This window comes from Diaphorobacter limosus (genome assembly GCF_033100095.1).
Lineage (GTDB): Bacteria > Pseudomonadota > Gammaproteobacteria > Burkholderiales > Burkholderiaceae_C > Alicycliphilus > Alicycliphilus limosus.
Genome location: NZ_CP136921.1, coordinates 3458657 through 3482936 on the forward strand (window position 1 = coordinate 3458657; position 24280 = coordinate 3482936).

Annotated in this window: 18 protein-coding genes and 1 pseudogene; 14 read left to right on the forward strand and 5 right to left on the reverse strand. The window is 66.6% G+C overall.

The features are described 5' to 3' along the window. Positions 1-132: 132 nt before the first annotated feature. Positions 133-978: a MurR/RpiR family transcriptional regulator gene (locus P4826_RS16565; protein WP_317701460.1), complete on the reverse strand. Its 846-nt coding sequence runs from the start codon at positions 976-978 to the stop codon at positions 133-135. Positions 979-1090: 112 nt separating this feature from the next. On the opposite strand from P4826_RS16565, the gene tal reads away from it, so the two are divergent. From tal to P4826_RS16615, 10 genes and pseudogenes are all read left to right on the forward strand, one after another. Then, positions 1091-2038: a transaldolase gene (gene tal, locus P4826_RS16570; RefSeq protein WP_317701461.1), complete on the forward strand. Its 948-nt coding sequence runs from the start codon at positions 1091-1093 to the stop codon at positions 2036-2038. A gap of 56 nt (positions 2039-2094) precedes the next feature. After that, complete coding sequence (locus P4826_RS16575) at positions 2095-3213, forward strand: beta-ketoacyl-ACP synthase III (protein ID WP_317701462.1); 1119 nt, start codon at positions 2095-2097, stop codon at positions 3211-3213. 7 nt (positions 3214-3220) lie between these two features. Next, a complete protein-coding gene (gene pgi, locus P4826_RS16580) occupies positions 3221-4795 on the forward strand; it encodes a glucose-6-phosphate isomerase (protein ID WP_317701463.1) in 1575 nt (524 codons plus the stop codon). A 129-nt stretch (positions 4796-4924) separates the two neighbouring features. Then, positions 4925-6046, forward strand: coding sequence for a 3-dehydroquinate synthase (gene aroB / locus P4826_RS16585; RefSeq protein ID WP_317701464.1), 1122 nt, complete (start codon positions 4925-4927; stop codon positions 6044-6046). A gap of 56 nt (positions 6047-6102) precedes the next feature. Further along, the gene (locus tag P4826_RS16590; protein ID WP_317701465.1) at positions 6103-7272 is read left to right on the forward strand and encodes a deoxyguanosinetriphosphate triphosphohydrolase; all 1170 of its coding nucleotides are present in this window, start codon (positions 6103-6105) and stop codon (positions 7270-7272) included. Positions 7273-7338: 66 nt separating this feature from the next. Further along, the gene (locus P4826_RS16595; RefSeq protein WP_317701466.1) at positions 7339-7971 is read left to right on the forward strand and encodes a DUF1415 domain-containing protein; all 633 of its coding nucleotides are present in this window, start codon (positions 7339-7341) and stop codon (positions 7969-7971) included. Then, positions 7968-8864, forward strand: a pseudogene (locus tag P4826_RS16600) (class I SAM-dependent methyltransferase). Before P4826_RS16595 ends, P4826_RS16600 begins: the two are co-directional and overlap by 4 nt. A gap of 57 nt (positions 8865-8921) precedes the next feature. Then, complete coding sequence (locus tag P4826_RS16605; RefSeq protein WP_317701467.1) at positions 8922-9614, forward strand: REP-associated tyrosine transposase; 693 nt, start codon at positions 8922-8924, stop codon at positions 9612-9614. A 181-nt stretch (positions 9615-9795) separates the two neighbouring features. Next, positions 9796-14523 (forward strand): glutamate synthase-related protein, encoded by a 4728-nt coding sequence (locus tag P4826_RS16610; RefSeq protein WP_317701468.1) that lies wholly within the window; start codon positions 9796-9798, stop codon positions 14521-14523. A 152-nt stretch (positions 14524-14675) separates the two neighbouring features. After that, the gene (locus tag P4826_RS16615) at positions 14676-16154 is read left to right on the forward strand and encodes a glutamate synthase subunit beta (RefSeq protein WP_317701469.1); all 1479 of its coding nucleotides are present in this window, start codon (positions 14676-14678) and stop codon (positions 16152-16154) included. Positions 16155-16248: 94 nt separating this feature from the next. On the opposite strand, the gene P4826_RS16620 is transcribed toward P4826_RS16615, so the two are convergent. Further along, on the reverse strand, positions 16249-17754 hold the full coding sequence (locus P4826_RS16620) for a CoA-acylating methylmalonate-semialdehyde dehydrogenase (protein ID WP_317701470.1): 1506 nt from the start codon (positions 17752-17754) through the stop codon (positions 16249-16251). 15 nt (positions 17755-17769) lie between these two features. Next, entirely contained in the window at positions 17770-18984 is a 1215-nt protein-coding gene (locus P4826_RS16625) for an ABC transporter substrate-binding protein (protein WP_317701471.1), read from the reverse strand. A gap of 144 nt (positions 18985-19128) precedes the next feature. Here P4826_RS16625 and P4826_RS16630 point away from each other — a divergent pair, with 144 nt between their 5' ends. From P4826_RS16630 to P4826_RS16645, 4 genes are all read left to right on the forward strand, one after another. Further along, the gene (locus P4826_RS16630; protein ID WP_425605181.1) at positions 19129-20052 is read left to right on the forward strand and encodes a LysR family transcriptional regulator; all 924 of its coding nucleotides are present in this window, start codon (positions 19129-19131) and stop codon (positions 20050-20052) included. 143 nt (positions 20053-20195) lie between these two features. Next, complete coding sequence (locus tag P4826_RS16635) at positions 20196-20990, forward strand: amino acid ABC transporter substrate-binding protein (protein WP_317701473.1); 795 nt, start codon at positions 20196-20198, stop codon at positions 20988-20990. Positions 20991-21074: 84 nt separating this feature from the next. Then, positions 21075-21728, forward strand: a complete 654-nt coding sequence (locus P4826_RS16640) for an amino acid ABC transporter permease (RefSeq protein ID WP_317701474.1) — start codon at positions 21075-21077, stop codon at positions 21726-21728. After that, complete coding sequence (locus P4826_RS16645; RefSeq protein ID WP_317701475.1) at positions 21709-22488, forward strand: amino acid ABC transporter ATP-binding protein; 780 nt, start codon at positions 21709-21711, stop codon at positions 22486-22488. The genes P4826_RS16640 and P4826_RS16645 overlap by 20 nt, the downstream gene beginning before the upstream one ends. A gap of 93 nt (positions 22489-22581) precedes the next feature. Here the strand turns inward: P4826_RS16645 and speE are convergent, their stop codons facing one another. Further along, positions 22582-23535: a polyamine aminopropyltransferase gene (speE, locus tag P4826_RS16650; protein WP_317701476.1), complete on the reverse strand. Its 954-nt coding sequence runs from the start codon at positions 23533-23535 to the stop codon at positions 22582-22584. Between the two features lie 85 nt (positions 23536-23620). Further along, on the reverse strand, positions 23621-24031 hold the full coding sequence (speD, locus tag P4826_RS16655) for an adenosylmethionine decarboxylase (protein WP_317703780.1): 411 nt from the start codon (positions 24029-24031) through the stop codon (positions 23621-23623). Positions 24032-24280 lie beyond the last annotated feature (249 nt).

Here is a 24280-nt window from a genome sequence, read left to right on the forward strand (position 1 = left end):
CAGGAGCGCCGGCGTCTCGCCGGCTCTCCTGGAGCGGTATGCCGGCGAGACGCCGGCGCTCCAGTTCAGCACTAAAAATCTGCTCAAATTGCTGTCAAACGCTTACCCATCAAGCGCTGACAGCTATTGTTTTTACGTGTAGCGTTTCGCGCGCAGATTGTTCTTCATCTGCTGCAGCACCGGCTGCAGCGGCTCGCCAATGCGCAGCGCCACGCAGGTGGCCAGCACGTCGATGATGAGCAGGTGCAACAGGCGCGAGACCATGGGGCTGTAGCGGTCGTAGCCCTCGGGGTGGTCGGCGGCCAGGTGGACGTGGCAGCTGTGCGCCAGGGGCGAGCCGCTGGCGGTGATGGCGATGGTCGTGGCGCCGTTCTTGCGCGCGATGTCGGCCGCGTCCATCAGGTCGCGCGTGCGGCCGGAGTTGCTGATGATCACCGCGCAGTCGCCCGGGCCGAGCAGCGTGGCGCTCATGACCTGGATATGGCCGTCGCTGCTGGACAGGCTGGTGACCCCTAAGCGAAAGAACTTGTGCTGCGCGTCCTGGGCCACGATGCCGGAGTTGCCGGCGCCGTAGAACTCGATGCGCCGGCCGGTCTTCCAGGTGGCGACGATGGCCTCGGCGGCGCGCTCCAGGGCGTTGCCGCTGGCGGCGTTGCGGTACTGCAAAAAGGCGGCCACGGCGTTGTCCACCACCTTCACCAGCACGTCGCCGGTCTTGTCGTCGGCGTCCACGCTGCGGTGGATGAAGGGCACGCCCTCGCTCACGCTGCCGGCCAGCTTGAGCTTGAAGTCGGCCAGCCCGTCATAGCCCATGCTGCGGCAAAAGCGCACCACCGTGGGCTTGCTGACCTGGGCGCGCGCGGCCAGCTCGCGCACCGGCAGACGGGCGAAGGCGCGCGGGTCGTCCAGCACGAGCTGGGCCACGCGCTGCTCTGCGGGCGCCAGGGAGGGCAGGGAGGCGGTGATGCGATCCAGCATGGAATGGGCGGGAGTGGGTGGGAGTGGGTGGGAGTGGGTGCCTGCGCAATGTAACCGGGTTTCATGGCCTGCGCCCCGCATACACTTGAGGCCCTGGCTACCGAAGACTCGCATGAACCAACTCGACGCACTCAAGCAATTCACCACCGTGGTGGCCGATACCGGCGACTTCAAGCAACTGGCGCAGTTCCAGCCGCAGGATGCGACGACCAACCCCTCGCTGATCCTGAAGGCGGTGCAAAAACCCGAATACGCGCCGCTGCTGCAGCAAACGGTGGCGCGTTGGCAGGGCCGGGGCATGGATGAGGTCATGGACAGACTCATCGTGCGCTTTGGCTGCGAGATCCTGTCCATCATCCCCGGGCGCGTGTCCACCGAGGTCGATGCGCGCCTGTCCTTCGACAGCGCCGCCACCGTGGCGCGCGCCGAGCGCATCGTGGAGCTGTACCAGGCTGAAGGGCTGCATATCGACCGCGTGCTGATCAAGATCGCCGCCACCTGGGAGGGCATACAGGCGGCGCGCCAGCTGGAGGCGCGCGGCATACACACCAACCTGACGCTGCTGTTCTCCTTCGCCCAGGCGGTGGCCTGCGGCCAGGCCAGGGTGCAGCTGATCTCGCCCTTTGTCGGCCGCATCTACGACTGGTACAAGAAGCATGCCGGCAGCGCCTGGGATGAGGCGGCCATGGCCGGCGCCAACGACCCCGGCGTGCAGTCCGTGCGCGCCATCTACAACCACTACAAGCATTTCGGCATCGCCACCGAGGTCATGGGGGCGAGCTTTCGCAACATCGGCCAGATCATCGCGCTGGCCGGCTGCGACCTGCTGACCATCGCCCCCGAGCTGCTGGCCCAGCTGGCGGCCAGTGATGCGCCGGTGCAGCGTGTGCTTGACCCCGAGGCCGCGCGCCGCGTGCGCCTGGAGCCGGTGCAGTACGACGAGGCCGGGTTCCGCTACGCGCTCAACGCCGACGCCATGGCCACCGAGAAGCTGGCCGAGGGCATTCGCGCCTTCGCCGCCGACGCCGCCAGGCTGGAGCAGCTGATCCAGGCAGCCTGACTGCCCCTTCCTTTGCAACACGCGCCCATGCCCATGGGCGCGGGACAAGACAACCTATGCATTCCGTCGTCATCAGCGGCACTGGCCTGGTCCAGCCGCCGCACACCATCACCAACGCCGAGCTGGTGGAGTCCTTCAACCGCTTCGTGGAACTGGACAACGCGCGCCACGCCGACGCCATTGCCGCCGGCACGCGCGTGGCCCTGCAGCCGTCCAGCGTCGAGTTCATCGAGAAGGCCTCCGGCATCAAGCAGCGCCATGTGTTCGACAAGCGCGGCATTCTCGACCCCGAGCGCATGTACCCGCATTACGCCGAGCGCGCCGACGGCGAGCTGTCGATGATGGCCGAGATGGCCGTGGCCGCCGCCGGCCAGGCGCTGGCCCAGGCCGGCAGGAGCGGGGCCGATGTCGATATGGTGCTCTGCGCCGCCTCCAACATGCAGCGCGCCTACCCGGCGATCGCCATCGAGATCCAGCAGGCCCTGGGCGCGGGCGGCTACGGCTTCGACATGAACGTGGCCTGCTCCTCGGCCACCTTTGCCATAGAGCAGGCGGTGAACGCCGTGCGCGCGGGCACGGCCCGCTGCGTGCTGGTGGTGAACCCCGAGATCACCTCCGGCCACCAGGCCTGGACGGATCGCGACTGCCATTTCATCTTTGGCGACGTGTGCACGGCGCTGCTGATAGAGCGCGCCGACCTGGCCAGCAACCCCGGCGCCTGGGAGGTGCTGGGCACGCGCCTGGCAACGCAGTTCTCCAACAACATCCGCAACAACTTCGGCTTTCTGAACCGCAGCGAAGACAGCGACCCCAAGGCGCGCGACAAGACCTTCCGCCAGGAGGGGCGCAAGGTGTTCAAGGAGGTGGTGCCCATCGCCGCCGCGCATATCGAGGGGCACCTGGCCAGCCTGGGCCTGCAGCCCGCCGGCGTGCGCCGCTTCTGGCTGCACCAGGCGAACGAGGGCATGAACCAGCTGGTCATCAAGCGGCTGCTGGGCGAGGCCGGCGCCGACCGCGCGCCGCTGATCCTGGATGAGTTTGCCAACACCGCGTCGGCCGGCTCCATCATTGCCTTTCACCAGCACCGCGCCGACCTGGCCGCGGGCGATGTGGGCGTGGTCTGCTCGTTTGGCGCGGGCTACTCGGTGGGCAGCGTCGTTGTCAAAAAGCGCTGACCCCACCATGCACCCGCGTTGCGACGAGACGCCGCAGTGGGCGCAGCTGCAGGCGCATTACCAGGCCCAAGGGCGTGGCCTGGACTTGCGGCGCGCCTTTGCCGAGGACGCGGGGCGCTTCGCGCATTTCAGCCAGCAGGCGCCCCATGTGTTTGCCGACCTGTCCAAGAACCTGTGGGACAGGCAGGCCGAGGCGCTGCTGCTGGACATGGCGCGCGCCTGCCGGCTGGAGCACAGCCGCGACGCCATGTTCGCCGGCCAGGCCGTCAACAGCACCGAGGGCCGCGCCGCGCTGCACACCCTGCTGCGCCGCCCCCGGGGCCTGGCCCTGCCCGGTGACGAGCCCTTCGTCGCCCAGGCCCTGCAGGAGGTGCACGCCACGCTGGATGCCATGCTGGCCTTTGCCGAGGCCGTACGCGCCGACGCGCAGATCACCGACATCGTCAACATCGGCATCGGCGGCTCGGATCTGGGGCCGCACATGGCGGTGCGCGCGCTGCAGGCCCACCAGTTGCCGGGCCGGCGCTTTCACTTCGTCTCCAACATCGACGGCCATGAGCTGGCCAGCGTGCTGCAGGCCGTGCGGCCCGAGAGCACGCTGTTCATCGTCGCCTCCAAGACCTTCACCACGCTGGAGACCATGGCCAACGCGCGCTCGGCGCTGGACTGGTTTGCCGCCCAGGGCGGGCAGGATGTGGCGCGGCATTTCGTGGCGCTGACGGCCAACGTCGCCAAGGCGGCCGAGTGGGGCATGAGCCGCACCTTCGGCTTCTGGGACTGGGTGGGTGGGCGCTATTCGCTGTGGTCGGCCATAGGTCTGCCGATAGCCATCGCCATAGGCGCGGCGGGTTTCCGCGACTTCCTGGCCGGGGCGCATGCCATGGACGAGCATTTCCGCAGCGCGCCGCTGGCGCACAACCTGCCCGTGCGCCTGGCGCTGCTGGACATCTGGTACCGCAACTTCCTGGGCCTGCCCAGCCGCTGCATCGCGCCCTACCACGCCTGGCTGCAGCGCCTGCCGGCCTACCTGCAGCAGCTGGAGATGGAGAGCAACGGCAAGCGCGTGGACAGCCAGGGCCGCGCCCTGCCCATGGCCACCGCGCCCGTGATCTGGGGCGAGCCCGGCAGCAACGGCCAGCATGCCTTCTTCCAGCTGCTGCACCAGGGGCCCGACGTGCAGGCGCTGGAGATCATCGCCGTGCGCGACAGCGCCCACGGCCTGGCCGGCCACCACCAGATGCTGCTGGCCAATGCGCTGGCCCAGGCACAGGCGCTGATGCAGGGGCGCGCCAGCGGTTGCGGCCACCGGCATTTCCCCGGCAACCGGCCGAGCAGCTTTGTGCTGCTGGACGCGCTCACGCCCGCGTCGCTGGGCGCCTACCTGGCGCTGCAGGAGCACCGCGTGTTCTGCAGCGGCAGCCTGTGGGGCATCAACAGCTTTGACCAATGGGGTGTCGAGCTGGGCAAGCAGCTGGCGCAGGACCTGCAGCCGCGCCTGCACACGGGCGATGTGGCGGGGCTGGATGGCTCCACCGCCGGCCTGCTGCAGCGCCTGGCGGGTGTCGGCGGCAGGGCGCCCTGATAGCCTGGATGCTTTTGTTTTGATAGCAGTTCGCGCTTGCTGCATGCGAGCTGGAGGCGAAAATCAGCACCCTGCTGGACGCCAGCGATAATTTTCCCCTTGTTTGAACCCGTCCCGATTCCACCACCCATGACGCAAGCCACCCTGCCGGCCACAGACACCGTTCGCATCGCACTGGACGAGCGCAGCTACGACATAGCCATTGGCGCCGATATGCTGGCCAGCCTGGCGCAGCGCGCCGATGTGCCCGCCGGCACGGCGGCGCTGGTGGTGAGCAACACGGTAGTGCAGCCACTGTATGGCGCGGCGCTGGCGGCGGCCCTGCGCCAGCGCTACCCGGTGGTGCACAGCGTCGTCCTGCCCGACGGCGAGGAGCACAAGACCTGGCAGACCCTGAACCTGATCTTCGACGCCCTGCTGTCCCACGCCTGCGACCGCAAGGTGGTGCTCTACGCCCTGGGCGGCGGCGTGATTGGCGACATGACGGGCTTTGCCGCCGCCTGCTATATGCGCGGCGTGCCGTTTGTGCAGGTGCCGACGACGCTGCTGGCGCAGGTGGACTCGTCGGTGGGTGGCAAGACCGCCATCAACCACCCGCTGGGCAAGAACATGATCGGCGCCTTCTACCAGCCGCGGCTGGTGCTGTGCGACCTGGCGACGCTGGACACCTTGCCCGCGCGCGAGCTGGCCGCCGGCCTGGCCGAGGTCATCAAGTATGGGCCGATTGCCGACATGCAGCTCTTTGCCTGGCTGGAGCAGAACATGGATGCGCTGCTGGCGCGCGATCGCGCCGCGCTGGCGCATGCCGTCAGGCGCAGCTGCGAGATCAAGGCGGCGGTGGTCGGCGCGGACGAGCGCGAATCGGGCCTGCGCGCCATTCTGAACTTTGGCCACACCTTCGGCCACGCCATCGAGGCCGGCATGGGCTACGGCGTCTGGCTGCATGGCGAGGGCGTGGCGGCGGGCATGGTGATGGCGGCCGAGCTCTCGCGCCGCCTGGGGCTGGTCGATGCGGCCTTTGTGCAGCGCCTGACGGATTTGATTGCACGCGCCGGCCTGCCCACGCGCGGCCCGGTGCTGGACGCGGCAGACAACGCCGGCCGCTACCTGCAGCTGATGCGCGTGGACAAAAAGGCCGAGGCCGGCGAGATCCGCTTTGTGCTCATAGCCGGGCCGGGCCAGGCCATCATGCGCGCCGCGCCCGATGCGCTGGTGCGCGAGGTCATAGACCATTGCTGCGCAATCGTCTGATGCTATATTAATAATAGCTGTTTGCGCCTGATGGTAAAGCGCTGGAGGCCTTTTTGATGCATGAAACCGGCCTGGCCCCCTACGCCTGTGATCCGGCGTTGAGCCGTGGCCGCCGGTACTTCGAGCCGCCGGCGCCCACGCGCACCGAGTACCAGCGCGACCGCGACCGCATCGTGCATTCCACGGCCTTCAGGCGCCTGGTCTACAAGACCCAGGTGTTCTTGAACCACGAGGGGGATTTGTTTCGCACCCGGCTCACGCATTCGCTGGAGGTGGCACAGCTGGGCCGCTCCATCGCGCGCTCGCTGCGCCTGAACGAGGATCTGGTCGAGGCCATCTGCCTGGCGCATGACCTGGGCCACACGCCCTTCGGCCACGCCGGGCAGGACGCGCTGAACGACTGCATGACCGGCTTTGGCGGCTTCGAGCACAACCTGCAGAGCCTGCGCGTGGTGGATGCGCTGGAAGACCGCTACCCGGCGTACGACGGCATCAACCTGACTTTCGAGACGCGCGAGGGCATCCTGAAGCATTGCTCGCGCCGCAACGCCGAGTTGATCGAGGCGCGCGAGAGCGGCGGGGTGGGGCGGCGCTTTCTGCTGGGCCAGCAACCCAGCCTGGAGGCGCAGCTGTGCAACCTGGCCGACGAGATCGCCTACAACGCGCACGACATCGACGACGGCGTCCGCTCCGGCCTGATCACCCTGGAGCAGCTGCGCGAGGTGCCGCTGTTCGAGCGCTACCGCGCCCAGGCGCAGGCGCAGTACCCGCAGTTGGGGCGGGCCACGGGCCGGCGTCGGCTATTGAGCGAGGCCATACGCCGCATGCTCAGCGACCAGGTGTATGACGTGATCGCCGCCACGCGCGCGGCCCTGGCCGAACATGCGCCCTCCGACGTGGACGCCGTGCGCGGCCTGCCGGCGCTGGTGGGGTTCTCGGCCGGCATGCGTGCCCAGTCGCGCCAGCTCAAGAGTTTTTTGTTCCGCGAGCTGTACCGTCACCCCCAGGTGGTGCAGACCACCGATGGCGCGCGCCAGGTGGTGCGCGAGCTGTTTGCCCTCTACCAGGCCGAACCGCGCCAGATGCCGGCGGCGCAGGCCGGGTGGGCCCTGGAGGGCGACGCGCAGCAGCGCGCGCGCACAGTCGCCGACTTCATCGCCGGCATGACCGACCGCTACGCCGCGCGCGAGCATGAGCGGCTGACGGGCCAGCGCCTGCTGGGCTGACGCGCACAGGGGCGGTGCGGGGGCGGGGCATACAATGCCTGCCCCCGTTTCAGCGAGAGCAGCACCATGAGCACAGCGCCCGACCAACCCAGCCCGCAACCCGCCTGCGATGACGCCCTGGTGGTGCAGGACACCGTGCGCTGGCTGGAGCGCGCCGTCATCGGCCTGAATCTGTGCCCGTTTGCCAAGGGCGTGCACACCAAGGATCAGATCCATTACGCCGTGAGCCACGCCACCGATGCGCGCGAGCTGCTACAGGATTTGCAGCGCGAGCTGGAGGCGCTGGCCGAGGCGCCGGCGGAGAAGCGCGACACCACGCTGCTGATGGCGCCGCTGGCGATGCCGGATTTTCTCGACTTCAACGACTTCCTGGAGCTGGCCGACGAGCTGGTCGAGGCCATGGATCTGGCCGGCATCCTGCAGGTGGCGTCGTTCCACCCGCGCTTTCAGTTCGAGGGCACGCTGGCTGATGACGTGAGCAACTGCACGAATCGCGCGCCGTACCCCACGCTGCACCTGCTGCGCGAGGAAAGCCTGGACCGCGCCGTGGAGGTGTTCCCCGAGGCCGAGGAAATCTTCGAGCGCAACATCGAGGTGCTGGAGCGCCTGGGCATGCAGGGCTGGGTCGATCTGGACGTAGGCGCGCGCTGCCCCATGGGCCATGGCGGCAAGAAGGATGATGAAAAGGGCGGCGCATGAGCCGCGCCCAGTCCAAGGCCGATGCGGCCCAGGCCGCCCAGGCGGCGGTGCTGGCCGAGTTGCGGCCGGGCCAGTCCGTGGAGCTGCTGAAAGATCTGCACATCCTCACGCGCGAGGGGCGGCTGAACCAGGACTCGCGGCGCAAGCTCAAGCAGGTCTACCACCTGTACCAGTTCATAGAGCCGCTGCTGGCCGAGCTGTCGGCAGATGGCCATGCGCCGCTGCTGGCCGACCATGGCGCGGGCAAGTCCTACCTGGGCTTCATCCTCTACGACCTGTTCTTCAAGAGCCTGGGGCGCGGCGAGATCTACGGCATAGAGTGGCGCGCCGAGCTGGTCGAGCGATCGCGCGCACTGGCGCAGCGCCTGGGCTTTGAGCGCATGCAGTTCCTGGACATGGCCGTGGCCGACGCCGCGGCACTGTCCGGCCTGCCCGAGCGCTTTGACATCGTCACCGCGCTGCACGCCTGCGACACCGCCACCGACGATGCGATTGCCTTCGGCCTGCAAAAACAGGCCCGCGCCATGGTGCTCGTGCCCTGCTGCCAGGCCGAGGTGGCGGCCAGCCTGCGCCAAACCTAGGCCCTGTCCCTGGCGCGCACGCCCCTGGCCGAGCTGTGGCGCCACCCGATCCACACGCGCGAGCTCGGCAGCCAGATCACCAATGTGCTGCGCTGCCTGCACCTGGAGGCCTCCGGCTACCAGGTCACCGTCACCGAGTTGGTGGGCTGGGAGCACAGCCTGAAGAACGAGCTCATCCTGGCACGCCACACCGGTCACAAGAAGCACAGCGCCCGCGAGCGGCTGGCGGCCATCCTGGAAGAGTTTGGCCTCACCCAGGCCCTGGGCCCACGTTTCGGCGTGCAAACCTTATTGGGGTCAGATTCCAATTAATTGACAGGCGGCCTGCCATCTCGATAATTGGAGTCTGACCCCAATTAAGGAGACTCCATGGCCCGCCTGCCCCGGCTCACCGTTCCTGGCTATCCGCACCATGTCATTCAGCGTGGCAACAACCGGCAGATGATCTTCAGGGATGCTGCGGATCACGAGTTCATGCTGGGCCTGCTGACCGAGCAGGCCAAGAAGCTCCAGGTCGAGATCCACGCCTATGTGCTCATGGGCAACCATTTCCACCTGCTGGCCACGCCGCAGACGCAGGATGGCCTGCCGCTGATGATGCAGTCCGTCGGGCGCAGCTATGTGCGCTATTTCAACCGCCGCCACCAGCGCAGCGGCACGCTGTGGGAGGGGCGCTACCGTTCGACCATCGTGCAGTCCGAGCGCTACCTGCTGGCCTGCATGGTCTACATCGACCTGAACCCGGTGCGCGCCGGCATGGTCGCCCAGCCGGGCGACTACCCCTGGTCCAGCTACGCGCACAGCATGGGGCGGCGCAACGATCCCCTGGTCACGCCGCATGCGCTGTTCTGGTCGCTGGGCAACACGCCGTTTGCACGCGAGGCGGCCTATGGCGAGCTGGTGCGGGCGGGCATCGTGGGGGCAGACCAGGCGCAGATCGGCCAGTCCGTCCATGCCGGCTGGGCGCTGGGCGAGGCGGACTTCATTGCTGCGTTGCAACAACGTACCCAGCGCCGTGTTGCCAAGGGCAAAGCTGGGCGTCCCGCTATTCAAACCGGCTGAGCAAAACAGGTGCAATGCTTATCAGTTAAGCATTATTAGCTATTAATTTAATATGTCCCTAAATAAATGGAGACGATGATGTCCTGAAATTAATTGGAATCTGACCCCAATTAATATGCTTGCGCTGCATGGGTTGATGCCTTAATCTCCGCTTCCCTGCGATATTTTGAGAAAGCGCGCGATGACCAAGGCTGCCGAGATCCAGCACCTGCAACAACACGGCCTGTATGCCTCCCACAACGAACACGACGCCTGCGGCCTGGGCTTTGTGGCCCATATCAAGGGCGTCAAGCGCCACGACATCGTCACCGGCGCGCTGAAGATTTTGGAAAACCTCGACCACCGCGGCGCGGTGGGCGCCGACAAGCTGATGGGCGACGGCGCCGGCATCCTGATCCAGATTCCCGATCAGCTCTACCGCGAAGAGATGGCCAAGCAGGGGGTGGAGCTGCCCCCCGCTGGCGAGTACGGCGTGGGCATGATCTTTTTGCCCAAGGAGCACGCCAGCCGCCTGGCCTGCGAACAGGAGATGGAGCGCGCCATCAAGGCCGAGGGCCAAAAGCTGCTGGGCTGGCGCGACGTGCCGGTGAACCGCGACATGCCCATGTCGCCCACGGTGCGCGAGAAGGAGCCCATCCTGCGCCAGGTGTTCATTGGCCGGGGCGCCGACGTGATCGTGCAGGACGCGCTCGAGCGCAAGCTCTACGTCATCCGCAAGACCGCCAGCGCGGCCATCCAGAACCTCAAGCTCAAGCACAGCAAAGAGTATTACGTGCCCAGCATGAGCAGCCGCACCGTGGTCTACAAGGGTCTGCTGCTGGCCGACCAGGTGGGCGTGTATTACAACGACCTGGGCGACGAGCGCTGCGTCTCGGCCATCGGCCTGGTACACCAGCGCTTCTCGACCAACACCTTCCCCGAATGGCCTCTGGCCCACCCCTACCGCTACGTGGCGCACAACGGCGAGATCAACACCGTGCGCGGCAACTACAACTGGATGCTGGCGCGCGAGGGCGTGATGGCCTCGCCGGTGCTGGGCGAGGACCTGAAAAAGCTCTACCCCATCAGCTTTGCCGGCCAGAGCGACACCGCCACCTTCGACAACTGCCTGGAACTCTTGACCATGGCCGGCTACCCCATCAGCCAGGCGGTGATGATGATGATCCCCGAGCCCTGGGAGCAGCACGAGGGCATGGACGAGCGCCGCCGCGCCTTCTACGAATACCACGCCGCCATGATCGAGCCCTGGGACGGCCCGGCGTCCATCGTCTTCACCGACGGCCGCCAGATCGGCGCCACGCTGGACCGCAACGGCCTGCGCCCGTCGCGCTACGTGGTCACCGAGGACGACCTGGTCATCCTGGCCTCCGAGGCCGGCGTGCTGCCTGTGCCCGACGGCAAGGTGCTGCGCAAGTGGCGTTTGCAGCCGGGCAAGATGCTGCTCATCGACCTGGAGCAGGGCCGGCTGATCGAGGACGACGAGTTGAAGGCCAACATCGTCAACACCAAGCCCTACAAGCAGTGGATAGAGAACCTGCGCATCAAGCTTGACGAGGTGCAGGCAGCGCCCGCCATGCCCGTGGCCTCTGCGTTGCCGCTGCTCGAGCGCCAGCAGGCCTTTGGCTTCACGCAGGAGGACATCAAGTTCCTGCTCGCCCCCATGGCCGCGAATGGCGAGGAGGGCATCGGCTCCATGGGCAACGACAGCCCGCTGGCGGTTTTGTCCGAGCGCAGCAAGCCTTTGTTTAACTACTTCCGCCAGATGTTCGCCCAGGTGACGAACCCGCCGATCGATCCGATCCGCGAGGCCATCGTCATGAGCCTGGTGTCCTTCGTCGGCCCCAAGCCGAATCTGCTGGACATCAACCAGGTGAACCCGCCCATGCGGCTCGAATTGCACCAGCCGGTGCTGGACTTCGATAGCATGGCCAAGCTGCGCAATATCGAGGCGCACACGCACGGCAAGTTCAAGAGCGCGACCATCGACATCACCTACCCATTGAGCTGGGGCAAGCAGGGCGTGGAGGCCAAACTGGCCTCGCTCTGCGCCCAGGCGGTCGATGAGATCAAGGGCGGGGCCAACATCCTCATCATCAGCGACCGGCTGCTGTCGGCCAACCAAGTCGCCATTCCGGCCCTGCTGGCCCTGTCTGCCATCCACCAGCACCTGGTGCGCGAGGGCTTGCGTACCACCACCGGCCTGGTGGTAGAGACCGGCACGGCGCGGGAGGTCCACCACTTCGCCGTGCTCGCCGGCTATGGCGCCGAGGCCGTCCACCCCTACCTGGCGCTGGAGACCCTGGTGGAGATGCACCAGGAGCTGCCCGGCGCCCTGTCGGCCGACAAGGCCATCTACAACTACGTCAAGGCGATCGGCAAGGGCCTGTCCAAGATCATGTCCAAGATGGGCGTATCCACCTATATGAGCTACTGCGGCGCGCAGCTGTTCGAGTGCGTGGGCCTGAACAGCGACACCGTGGCCAAGTACTTCACCGGCACGGCCAGCCGCGTCGAGGGCATAGGCGTGTTCGAGATTGCCGAGGAAAGCATCCGCACCCACATCGCCGCCTTTGGCAACGACCCGGTGCTGGCCACCATGCTCGAGACCGGCGGCGAATACGCCTGGCGCACCCGTGGCGAAGAGCATATGTGGACGCCCGACGCCATCGCCAAGCTGCAGCACGCCACGCGCGGCGGCAACTTCAGCACCTACAAGGAATACGCGCAGATCATCAACGACCAGAGCAAGCGCCAGCTCACGCTGCGCGGCCTGTTCGAGTTCAAGTTCGACCCGGCCCAGGCCGTGCCGCTCGACGAGGTCGAACCCGCCAAGGAAATCGTCAAGCGCTTTGCCACCGGCGCCATGTCGCTGGGCTCGATTTCCACCGAGGCGCATGCCACGCTGGCCGTGGCCATGAACCGCATCGGCGGCAAGAGCAACACCGGCGAGGGCGGCGAAGACCCGGCGCGCTATCGCAAGGAATTGAAGGGCATCAGCATCACCAAGGGTGAGAAGCTCTCGACCATCATCGGCGCCGACAAGGTTGAGTCCGACATCGAGCTGCAAGACGGCGACAGCCTGCGCTCCAAGATCAAGCAGGTGGCGTCCGGGCGCTTTGGCGTGACGGCCGAATATTTGTCGTCGTCCGACCAGATCCAGATCAAGATGGCCCAGGGTGCCAAGCCCGGCGAGGGCGGCCAGCTGCCCGGCGGCAAGGTGTCGGAATACATCGGGCAGCTGCGCCACAGCGTGCCCGGCGTGGGCCTCATCAGCCCGCCGCCGCACCACGACATTTATTCCATCGAAGACCTGGCGCAGCTGATTCACGACCTGAAGAACGTCGCGCCGCACGCCGACATCTCGGTCAAGCTGGTGTCTGAAGTGGGCGTGGGCACCATTGCCGCGGGCGTGGCCAAGTGCAAGAGCGACCATGTGGTCATCGCCGGCCACGACGGCGGCACGGGTGCATCGCCCTGGTCCAGCATCAAGCACGCCGGCAGCCCCTGGGAAATCGGCCTGGCCGAGACCCAGCAGACCCTGGTCTTGAACCGCCTGCGCGGCCGTATCCGCGTGCAGGCTGACGGCCAGATGAAGACCGGGCGCGACGTGGTGATTGGCGCGCTGCTGGGCGCGGACGAGTTCGGCTTTGCTACCGCGCCGCTGGTCGTCGAGGGTTGCGTGATGATGCGCAAATGCCACCTCAACACCTGCCCGGTGGGCGTGGCCACGCAAGACCCGCAGCTGCGCGCCAAGTTCTCGGGCAAGCCCGAGCATGTGGTGAACTACTTCTTCTTCGTTGCCGAAGAGGCGCGCCAGATCATGGCGCAGCTGGGCGTGCGCAAGTTTGACGACTTGATCGGCCATACCGAGCTGCTCGACATGCGCCGTGGCCTGCAACACTGGAAGGCCCAGGGCCTGGACTTCTCGCGCCTGTTCGCCCAGCCGCAGGTGCCGGCCGACGTGGCACGCTTTCATGTCGAGACGCAAGACCACTGCCTGGAAAAGGCGCTGGACGTCAAGCTTATCGAGCGCTGCCAGCCCGCCATTCAGAAGGGCGAGCCGGTGCGGTTGATGGAGGTGGCGCGCAACGTGAACCGTTCGGTAGGCGCCATGCTCTCGGGCGCGGTCACCAAGGCGCACCCCGAGGGGTTGCCCGATGACAGCATCCGCATCCACTTCGAGGGCACGGGCGGGCAGTCGTTTGGCGCCTTCCTGTGTAAAGGCATCACGCTCAATCTGATGGGCGAGGCCAACGACTACACCGGCAAGGGCCTGTCGGGCGGGCGCATCGTCGTGCGCCCCAGCCACGAGTTCCGCGGCGAGGCGGCGCGCAACACCATCGTCGGCAACACCGTGATGTTTGGCGCCACCAGCGGCCAGGCCTTTTTTGCCGGCGTGGCCGGCGAGCGCTTTGGCGTGCGCCTGTCGGGCGCCACGGCGGTCGTCGAGGGCGTGGGCGACCACGGCTGCGAATACATGACCGGCGGCACCGTGGTGGTGCTGGGCAAGACCGGGCGCAACTTCGCCGCCGGCATGAGCGGCGGCGTAGCCTATGTCTACGACGAGGACGGGCGCTTTGACGGCCGCTGCAACCTGGCCATGGTGAGCCTGGAGCGCGTGCTACCGACCGACGAGCAGGTCGCCAGCATGGACCCCGGCCACTGGCACAAGGGCCAGACCGACGAGGAGCAGCTGAAAAAACTGCTGGAAGAGCACAGCCGCCAGACCGGCAGCCGCCGCGCGCGCGAACTGCTGGACAACTGGGCCGCCGCGCGCAGCCGCTTCGTCAAGGTCTTCCCCACCGAGTACAAGCGTGCCCTGGTTGAGATGTATGAGCGAAAAGTGCTTGAAGAGCAGGCTACGCCTGCGCAAGGAGCTCCTAAAACAGAAGTAATAGCGGCTAAGTAGACCGGACGCAACTCCCTCTCCCGCTGGCGGGAGAGGGCAGGGGTGAGGGTGGCTTCCCCAGCGGGCACCCCCACCCCCACCCTCCCCCGCTACGCAGGGGAGGGAGTTCAACCCCAAGAACACCCACAGACACAGCGAAAGACACCACAATCATGGGCAAGACCACCGGTTTCATGGAATACGAGCGCATCGAGGAGGGCTACCCGGCCCCGGCCGAGCGCGTCAAGCACTACAAGGAGTTCGTCATCGGCCTGGATCAATCCCAGGCCAAGACCCAGGCTGCGCGCTGCATGGACTGCGGCATACCGTTCTGCAACCACGGCTGCCCGGTGAACAACATCATTCCGGACTTCAACGACCTCGTCTATCACGGCGACTGGAAGAGCGCCAGCACGGTGCTGCACAGCACCAACAACTTCCCCGAGTTCACCGGCCGCATCTGCCCCGCGCCCTGCGAGGCCGCCTGCACGCTCAACTTCAACAGCGACGCGGTGGGCATCAAGAGCATAGAGCACGCCATCGTCGACCGTGCCTGGGCCGAGGGCTGGATCAAGCCGCAGCCGGCAGCGCATAAAACGGGCAAGAAGGTTGCCATCGTCGGCTCCGGCCCGGCTGGCCTGGCCGCGGCCCAGCAGCTCGCCCGCGTGGGCCACAGCGTGACGCTGTTCGAGAAGAACGACCGCGTTGGCGGCCTGCTGCGCTACGGCATCCCCGACTTCAAGCTTGACAAGGGCCATATCGACCAGCGCGTGAAACAGCTCGAAGCCGAGGGCGTGGTGATCCGCACCAGCGTCTTTGTCGGCGCCGAGAAGGACGGCCTGGGCAAAGACAGCAAGGTCACCAACTGGGCCAAGGAAACCATCACCCCCGAGCAGCTGCACAAGGACTTTGACGCCGTGCTGCTCACCGGCGGTGCCGAGCAAAGCCGCGACCTGCCCGCGCCGGGCCGTGATCTGGCCGGCATCCACTTCGCCATGGAGTTTTTGCCGCAGCAAAACAAGGTCAACGCGGGCGACAAGCTCAAGGGCCAGATCCGTGCCGATGGCAAGCATGTGATCGTGATTGGCGGCGGCGACACCGGCAGCGACTGCGTCGGCACCAGCAACCGCCACGGCGCGGCCAGCGTGACGCAGTTCGAGGTCATGCCCATGCCGCCCGAGCAGGAAAACAAGCCCCTGGTCTGGCCCTACTGGCCGCTGAAATTGCGCACCAGCTCCAGCCACGACGAGGGCTGCGTGCGCGAGTTCGCCATCTCCACCAAGGAATTCATCGGGCAGAAAGGCAAGGTCACGGGCCTGAAAACCGTGCAGGTTGAGTTCAAGAACGGCCAGTTCACCGAGGTGCCCGGCACCGAAAAAGAATACAAGGCCGACCTGGTGCTGCTGGCCATGGGCTTCACCAGCCCCGTGGCCGCCGTGCTCGATGCCTTTGGCGTCGAGAAAGACGCACGCGGCAACGCCCGCGCCAGCGTGGATTTCATCGGTGGCTACGCCACGAGTGTTCCGAAGGTGTTTGCCGCCGGCGACATGCGCCGGGGGCAGTCGCTGGTGGTCTGGGCCATCCGCGAAGGGCGCCAGGCGGCGCGCGCGGTCGATGAGTTCCTGATGGGGCGCAGCGACCTACCGCGTTAAGAATAAAAATGGCCAATAGGCCTTATGTGACAAGCGCCTAAAGCTATTTAAATTATAGCTATAGGCGCTTTCTTCCTGGCCGCCTGGCGCGGTCCTACTTCATCGAGATGGTGGTATTCACGCCATCGCTGGCGCTGCCGTGATCCTCATACCAGCGGGCCGTCACGGTCTTGGTCTGGGTCCAGAACAGGACGGCCTGCTTGCCGTTGGGCCCCAGGTCGCCGAGCTTGGAGGCGCGTGAGCCGGTGAAGCTGAAGTAGGCCACCGGCACCGGGATCGGCACGTTGATGCCCACCTGGCCCACGTTGATGTCGTGCTGGTACTTGCGCGCCGCCCAGCCGCTGCTGGTGAAGATGGAGGTGCCGTTGCCGTTGGGGTTGCGGTTGATGAAGGCGATGGCGTCTTCCAGCGTATCCACGCAGACCACGTTGAGCACGGGGCCGAAGATCTCCTGGCTGTAGATGTCCATGGTCTCGGTCACGTCGGCAAACACCGTGGGGCCGACGAAGTTGCCCTTCTCGTAGCCGGGCACGGTCAGACTGCGGCCGTCCAGCAGCAGCTTGGCACCCTGGGCGACGCCGGAGTCGATCAGGCCGAGCACGCGCTCCTTGGCGCGTGGGTTCACCAGGGGCCCCAGGTCGGCGCTGCGGTCGCTGCCGGGGCCGACCTTCAGGGCCTTGGACTTGGCCACCAGATCGGGCAGCCAGTCGCGCGCGGCCCCGACGAAAACGGCCACCGAGTTGGCCATGCAGCGCTGGCCCGCGGCGCCAAAGGCCGAGCCCAGCAGGTTGTTCAGCGCATGCTCCTTGGGCGCATCGGGCATGACCACGCAATGGTTCTTGGCGCCCATCATGGACTGCACGCGCTTGCCGGCCTCGCTGGCGCGGCGGTAGATATGCGTGCCCACATGGGTGGAGCCGATGAAGGACAGGGCCTTGATGTCCGGGTGGTCGCACAGCATGTCGGCCACCTCGGGGCCGCCGTGGATCACGTTGAGCACGCCGGGCGGCACGCCCGCCTCATGCGCCAGCTCCACCAGGCGCATGGTGGAGCTGGGATCCTGCTCGGAGGGCTTGAGGATGAAGGTGTTGCCGCAGGCAATCGCCATGGGGAACATGAAGCAGGGCAGCATGACGGGGAAGTTGAAGGCCGTGATGCCCGCGCCCACGCCCAGCGGCTGCAGCAGGTTGTACACGTCCACGCCGGTGGCGGCGTTCTCGGCTATCTCGCCCAGCTGCAGCGTGGTGATGGAGCAGGCATGCTCCACCACCTCCAGGCCGCGTGCCACCTCGCCCTCGGCGTCGGGCAGGGTCTTGCCATGCTCGCGCGTGATCAGCTGCGCCAGCTCGGCCGTGTTTTCGCGTATCAGGTGCTGCAGCTTGAGCATGATGCGCATGCGCGTGCCCAGCGAGCTGCTGCGCCAGCTCTGGAAGGCCTGGTGCGCGTTGGCGACGGCCAGCTCCACTTCGTCGCGCGTGGCAAAGGGCACGCGCGCCACGACCTCCTGCGTCGCGGGGTTGGTCACGTCGCGCCACTGGTTGGTGCTGGACGGGTAATGCTTGCCACCAATGAAATGGTGGATGGTGGTGGGTGTGCTCATGACGCTCTCCTGGGGTTATTTCTTCACGAGGGGGCAGGTGGAGTCGGCCAGCGGCTTGAAGGCAGCCTTGGCGGGAATGGTGCTCACGGTCTTGTAGTAGTCCCAGGCGCCCTTGGACTCGGCCGGGGTCTTGACCTGGAACAGATACATGTCGTGGATCACGCGGCCGTCGGGGCGAATGCTGGCGTTGCGCATCACCGGGTCGTCGATGGGCAGCTCGCGCATCTTCTGCGCCACCACCTTCCAGTCGTCGGTCTTGGCGGCGGCCACGGACCTCAGGTAATGCAGCACGCTGGAATACACCCCCGCCTGCACCATGGTCGGCTTGAAGCCCTTGTGCAGCTTCTCGAAGCGGGTGGAGAAGGCGCGCGTCTTGTCGTCCATGTCCCAGTAGAAGCCCTCGGAGAACATCAGCCCCTGGGCCTGGCGCAGGCCGAGCGAATGCACGTCGGTCAGGAACATGAGTAGCGCCGCCACCTTCTGGCCCTTGGCGCCGGTGACGCCGAACTCGCGCGCGGCCTTGATGGCGTTCACCGTGTCCTGCGCGCCGTTGGCCAGGCCGATCACCTGGGCCTTGGAGTTCTGCGCCTGCAGGATGAAGGACGAAAAATCGCTGGCGTTCAACGGGTGGCGCACGCTGCCCACCACCGTTCCGCCATTGGCCTTGACCATGTCCGACGCATCCTTTTCGAGCGAATGGCCGAAGGCGTAGTCCACGGTGATGAAGTACCAGCTCTTGTCGCCGGCCTTGGTCAGCGCCACGGCGGCGCCGGCGGCCGAGGAATAGGTGTCGAACATCCAGTGAAAGCCATTCTCGGCACAGTCGTCCTCGGTCAGGCGCGTGGTGGCCGGCCCGCTGTACATGGCGATGCCGCCCTTTTCCTTGATCAGCTTCTGCACCGCCAGGGCGCCGGCGGAGTTGGTCAGGTCTGCCAGCGCATCGACCTTGTCGCGATCCAGCCATTCGCGCGCCTTGGTGGCGGCGATGTCGGCCTTGTTCTGGTGGTCGGCGCTCACCACCTCGATCTTCATGCCCTTGCATTCGGCCTTCAGGCAGTCGTCGATGGCCATCCTGGCCGCCACCACCGAGCCCGCGCCCCCCATGCCCGAGTAGGGGCCGGCCATGTCGGTGAGGATGCCTATCTTCACCACATCGTCGGAAATCTGCGCCTGTGCACCGGCGCAGAATGCCAGCGCGGCGAGGGCAATGGAATGTCTTAGGGGTTGCATGCATGTCTCCTGGGTTGTCGATCGCGTGTCCGGGCCAAGGCCACGGCGCAGACCACTCTAAGCCAACAGTTATGCAAAGGGATAGGGCATTTGGGCATATGCTCAATGCAGATTTGCACCACTACAGTTCCCGCAAGCATGGCCATGGATCGCATCAACTGGGACAACCTGCGCCTGTTCCTCGCCGTGGTGCGTGCCCAGTCGGCGCAGGAGGCTGCCCGGCGCCTGGAGCTGGACCATTCCACCATCACGCGCCGCCTGCACCGGCTGGAGAAGGAGCTGGGCGCACGGCTGTTCGAGCGCACGCCGGCTGGTCACCTGCTCACGCCCGTGGGCCAGCGCCTGCTGGAGCATGTGGAGCGCATGGAAAGCTCCATGGTGCTGGTGGGCGAGGACATAGGCGGCGACAGCCACATGCTCACCGGCCATGTGCGCCTGGGTGCGACCGAGGGTTTCGGCAGCTTCTTCCTGGCGCCGCAGCTGAGCCATTTCTGCGAGCGCCATCCGGGCATACAGGTGGAGCTGCTGATCGTGCCGCGCTTCATCAACCTCTCGCAGCGCGAGGCTGATCTGGCCGTGAACATCGAGCGTCCGCACCGCACGGGCGAGCTGTGCAGCAAGCTCACCGACTACCGCCTGCGGCTGTATGCCAGCCGGCGTTATGTAAGCGAGCATGGGCCCATCCGCCGACTGCAGGATCTGGCCGCGCACCGATTTTTCGGCTATGTGGAGGAGCTGGTCTTCAGCCAGGAGCTGCATTACCTGAGCGACATCGTCCCCGATGTTTCCAGCTCCCTGCGCAGCACCAGCGTGGTGGCGCAGTACCACGCGGTGCGCGAGGGCCGCGGCCTGGCCGTGCTGCCCTGCTTCATGGCCGAGCCCTGCCAGGAGCTGATCGCCGTGCTGCCCGACGAGGTGGAGCTGCGGCGCACCTTCTGGCTTGCAGCGCCAGCGGACCGCCGCGAGCTGGCGCGGGTGCGCGTGCTGTGGGACTACCTGCGCGAGCTGGTGGAGTGCAACCAGTCCTTTCTGCTGGGCGACTCGCCCGCCTGGCGCAGGCTGGCGTAGCTCCCGCCATGCCGCTACACCCATATGGCCGCAATCACGGCAATGGGGTGCCATCGTGGGACAATCGCCGGTTTGCCGCCATGGCCCGCCGTGGCGGTTGTTCCCACCCCCCCCCTCGCCAGTTCTTGAGAGAAACACTCGCCATGAAGAAGATTGCCGCCATAGCCCTGCTGACCCTGGGCGCCGTGCTTGCCGGTTGTTCCAAGCAGGAACCCGCCGCTCCCGCCGCCGCACCGGCGCCCGTGGCCATCACCAAGATCGTCGTCGGCCTGGACGACAACTTCCCGCCCATGGGTTTCCGTGACGAGAAGAACGAGCTGGTCGGCTTTGACATCGACATGGCCCGCGAGGCCGCCAAGCGCCTGGGCCTGGAGGTCGAATTCAAGCCCATCGACTGGAGCGCCAAGGAGGCCGAGCTGTCGGGCAAGCGCGTGGACGCGCTGTGGAACGGCCTGACCATCACCGAGGAGCGCAAGAAGAACATCGCCTTCACCGCGCCCTACATGGAGAACCACCAGATCATCGTCGTGCCCGCCGGGTCAAGCATCAAGGCCAAGACCGACCTGGCCGGCAAGGTGGTGGGCGCGCAGGACGGCAGCAGTGCCGTGGATGCGGTCAAGAAGGAAGAGGCGGTGTTCAAGTCGCTCAAGGAATTCAAGACCTTTGGCGACAACGTGACCGCGCTGATGGATCTGTCCGCCGGCCGCCTGGAGGCCGTGGTGGTGGACGAGGTGGTGGGCCGCTACTACGTGGCCAAGAAGCCCGACCAGTATGTGGTGCTGGAAGAGAACTTCGGCACCGAGGACTACGGCGTGGGCGTTCGCAAGGACGATGCCGAATTGCTGGGCAAGCTGGACAAGGCCCTGGGCGAGATGAAGGCGGACGGCGCAGCGGCGAAAATCGCCGAGCAATGGTTCGGCAAAAACATCATCAAATAAGTTCTCGCGCCACGCCCGTCGTGGCCCGCACCGGCAGTGCCTTGCCTGGGCCTGCCGGTGTTTTGCGTTCATGAGGCCATACGCATGGACTACGTTCTCTCCCTTCTCGGACCGCTGGCGCAGGGCGCCGTCGTCACGCTGAAGCTGTTTTTCATCACGCTGGCGCTGGCCGTACCCTTGGGCCTGGCGCTGGCGCTGGCGCGCGTGTCGCGCTTCGCGCCGCTGTCGGGGGCGGTGAATGGCTATATCTGGCTGATGCGCGGCACGCCGCTGATGCTGCAGATGCTGTTCATCTACTTCGCGCTGCCCTTTGTGCCGGTGATCGGCATCCGCCTGCCGGACTTTCCGGCGGCGGTGGCGGCGTTTGCGCTGAACTACGCGGCCTACTTCGCCGAGATCTTCCGTGCCGGCATCCAGTCGGTGGACCGCGGCCAGTACGAGGCCGCCAAGGTGCTGGGCATGAGCTACGGCCAGACCATGCGCCGCATCGTGCTGCCGCAGATGGTGCGCTCCATCCTGCCGCCCATGAGCAACGAGACCATCACCCTGGTCAAGGACACCTCCCTCATCTATGTGCTGGCGCTCAACGACCTGCTGCGCGCCGCGCGCGGCATCGTGCAGCGCGACTTCACGACCACGCCGTTCATCGTCGCCGCCGCCTTCTACCTCGTCATGACCCTGGTGCTGACCTGGGGCTTCCAGCGCCTGGAACAACGCTATGCCAAATACGACCAGTGATGTGCCCATGATCGAGGCGCGCGACGTGAAGAAGCGCTTCGGCCACAACGAGGTGCTGCGTGGCGTGTCGCTGTCGGTGGCGCGCGGCGAGGTGGTGGCCATCATCGGGCCGTCGGGCTCGGGCAAGAGCACCTTTCTGCGCTGCCTGAACCACCTGGAGACGATAGACAGCGGCCAGGTCGCCATCGAGGGTGAACTGCTGGCCAGCACCGACGCCGCGGGCCATTGCCGTTACCCGCAGGACGCCGAGGTGCGCCGCATCTGCGCCAAGACCGGCATGGTGTTCCAGCATTTCAACCTGTTCCCGCACCTGACCGTGCTGCAGAACCTGATAGCGGCGCCCATGGTGGTGCAGGGCGTGGCGCGTGATGCCGCGATTGCGCGTGCCGAGGCGCTGCTGGCCAAGGTGGGCCTGGCGCAAAAGCGCGACAACTACCCCGCGCGCCTGTCCGGCGGACAAAAGCAGCGCGTGGCCATTGCCCGCGCCCTGTGCATGCAGCCCGACATCATGCTGTTCGACGAGCCCACCAGCGCCCTCGACCCCGAGCTGACCGGCGAGGTGCTGCGCACCATGCGCGAGCTGGCCGAGGAGCGCATGACCATGCTGGTGGTCACGCACGAGATGGGTTTTGCCCGCGAGGTGGCGCAGCGCGTGGCCTTCATGGACCAGGGGGAGCTGATCACGGCGCGCCCGGCGGCGGAGTTCTTTGCCGATCCGGGCCATGAGCGCGCGCGCGCCTTTCTGCAGCACATGTTGTGATGGGTTGGACGCCGGCGAGACGCCGGCGCTCCCGGTGAATCAGGTGTTTTTTGGCTGTAGCGCTTGTTGGTATTGCGCAGACAGCTACTATTTTTATAGCTGTATTGTCACCTGCACCGGCGGCAGCTCCGCCGGGTCGCGCACATCGGCCAGCTGATCGCCGCTGCGCAGCGGCTCGGCCGCCTGGGCGAAGAGGGCGCGCACGAAGTTCGGCTGGGCCAGCAGCGCGTGGTGCGTGGCGCCGTTGTACAGCTGCAGGTCGGTGATGCCGCGCGCGGCAATGCGCGCGTCCACCTCGGCGGGCGTGAGCAGCGCCGGGTCGGTGCTGTCCGACGCCATGGCCATGGCCCACAGCGTGCCGTACAGCGGCACGTATTGCAGATAGGGACGAAACACGGGGAACACCGCGCGCACCGACGCGCCTATGCGGCGCATGCTCTCCTGCAGGTGGATCGGCGAGCCCAGGTGCAGCGACAGCACGCCGCCGGGGTTCAGGATGCGCCGGCAGGCGGCATAGAACTCCACCGTGTACAGCTCCACCGCCGGGCCGAACGGGTCTGTCAGATCCAGCACGATCTGGTCAAAACGCTCTGGCGTGGAGGCGATGAACTCGCGTGCATCGCCCAGGCGCAGCGCAAAGCGCGGGTCGTCGAAGGCGCCCTTGTGGATGCTGGCGAGCCATTCGCGCGCCATGGCCACCACTTCGCCATCGAGCTCGGCCATCACCACCTGCTCGATGCCCGGCAGCTTGAGCAGCTCCTCGGCCGCGCCGCCGTCGCCGCCGCCCACCACCAGCGCGCGGCGCACGCCCGGGTGGGCAATGGCCGGCAGGTGCACCATGGGCTCGTGGTAGAAAAACTCGTCGCGCTCGCTGGTCATGAAGGCGCTGTCTATGCGCATCACACGGCCGAACTGCGGGTTCTCGAACACCTCGATGTGCTGCCAGGGCGACTGGCGCTCGGCCAGCTGGCGCACATCGCTGAGGTAGATGCCGAAGTCGGCGTTCAGGCGCTCGGCGACAAGACGTTGGATGGCCGTGGTGCTCATGGCGGGACTCCCTGCAGGTGCGGCGCACGCATTGGACAAAGCTCCCCATGCCCGGCGGCAGGGGAGGCGGCAGCGAATGGGGGGATCAGGCGCGGTCGACGCGGTGCAGGTGCGGGTCGTTCGGGTTGAACGCGGCCAGCAGGTCGTCGAACAGCTTTTGCGCCTTGGGGCGGTTGTTTTCGGTGTAGTTGCAGACGTAGACGTCGAGCGTGACGTAGCCTGCCTCGGGCCAGGTGTGGATGGACAGGTGCGACTCGGCCAGCACCACCACGCCGGTCACGCCGCCGCCTTCGCCAAAACTGTGGAACAGCGAGCCCACTGTGGTCAGGCCGGCTGCGGCCACGCGTTCCCTGCAGAAATTCTCCAGATACGGGGCGTCCAGCATCAGGCGGCTGTCGCACAGGCAGCCATAGAGGTCGCCTATCAGGTGCAGGCCGGTGGCGCTGCGGGCCACGGCGGGGGGCTGGATGGGGACGACGGCTTGGTAGTTCTTCATTGCACTCAGGCCCTTCTTTTGTTGGGACATGACAAAAAACGGCATGCGCGCCCGACAGGGCTCCTCTGCGCATGCCACCCGGTGCGCTGCCGGCATGGGTGCTGAATGCCAGGCGAGGGGCAGGGCGACCGTTGGCCAGCTGTTTGCCGGGCCATGGTCATGCCTTCGCCTGTGCCGGATGCGCCACGACATCCCTGCACCACCGACAGCAATCCGCCCTGAAAACCCAGGGCGGGCATTTCAATCGAA

What these genes read in the sequence shown, in the direction of transcription:
- P4826_RS16610 (WP_317701468.1), top strand. Translation starts at nt 9,796, where the DNA reads ATGACCAAGGCTGCCGAGATCCAGCACCTGCAACAACACGGCCTGTAT.
- P4826_RS16565 (WP_317701460.1), bottom strand. Translation starts at nt 978, where the DNA reads ATGCTGGATCGCATCACCGCCTCCCTGCCCTCCCTGGCGCCCGCAGAG.
- tal (WP_317701461.1), top strand. Translation starts at nt 1,091, where the DNA reads ATGAACCAACTCGACGCACTCAAGCAATTCACCACCGTGGTGGCCGAT.
- P4826_RS16645 (WP_317701475.1), top strand. Translation starts at nt 21,709, where the DNA reads ATGCCAAATACGACCAGTGATGTGCCCATGATCGAGGCGCGCGACGTG.
- aroB (WP_317701464.1), top strand. Translation starts at nt 4,925, where the DNA reads ATGACGCAAGCCACCCTGCCGGCCACAGACACCGTTCGCATCGCACTG.
- P4826_RS16595 (WP_317701466.1), top strand. Translation starts at nt 7,339, where the DNA reads ATGAGCACAGCGCCCGACCAACCCAGCCCGCAACCCGCCTGCGATGAC.
- P4826_RS16615 (WP_317701469.1), top strand. Translation starts at nt 14,676, where the DNA reads ATGGGCAAGACCACCGGTTTCATGGAATACGAGCGCATCGAGGAGGGC.
- P4826_RS16640 (WP_317701474.1), top strand. Translation starts at nt 21,075, where the DNA reads ATGGACTACGTTCTCTCCCTTCTCGGACCGCTGGCGCAGGGCGCCGTC.
- P4826_RS16625 (WP_317701471.1), bottom strand. Translation starts at nt 18,984, where the DNA reads ATGCAACCCCTAAGACATTCCATTGCCCTCGCCGCGCTGGCATTCTGC.
- speE (WP_317701476.1), bottom strand. Translation starts at nt 23,535, where the DNA reads ATGAGCACCACGGCCATCCAACGTCTTGTCGCCGAGCGCCTGAACGCC.
- speD (WP_317703780.1), bottom strand. Translation starts at nt 24,031, where the DNA reads ATGAAGAACTACCAAGCCGTCGTCCCCATCCAGCCCCCCGCCGTGGCC.
- P4826_RS16590 (WP_317701465.1), top strand. Translation starts at nt 6,103, where the DNA reads ATGCATGAAACCGGCCTGGCCCCCTACGCCTGTGATCCGGCGTTGAGC.
- P4826_RS16605 (WP_317701467.1), top strand. Translation starts at nt 8,922, where the DNA reads ATGGCCCGCCTGCCCCGGCTCACCGTTCCTGGCTATCCGCACCATGTC.
- P4826_RS16575 (WP_317701462.1), top strand. Translation starts at nt 2,095, where the DNA reads ATGCATTCCGTCGTCATCAGCGGCACTGGCCTGGTCCAGCCGCCGCAC.
- P4826_RS16620 (WP_317701470.1), bottom strand. Translation starts at nt 17,754, where the DNA reads ATGAGCACACCCACCACCATCCACCATTTCATTGGTGGCAAGCATTAC.
- pgi (WP_317701463.1), top strand. Translation starts at nt 3,221, where the DNA reads ATGCACCCGCGTTGCGACGAGACGCCGCAGTGGGCGCAGCTGCAGGCG.
- P4826_RS16635 (WP_317701473.1), top strand. Translation starts at nt 20,196, where the DNA reads ATGAAGAAGATTGCCGCCATAGCCCTGCTGACCCTGGGCGCCGTGCTT.
- P4826_RS16630 (WP_425605181.1), top strand. Translation starts at nt 19,129, where the DNA reads ATGGATCGCATCAACTGGGACAACCTGCGCCTGTTCCTCGCCGTGGTG.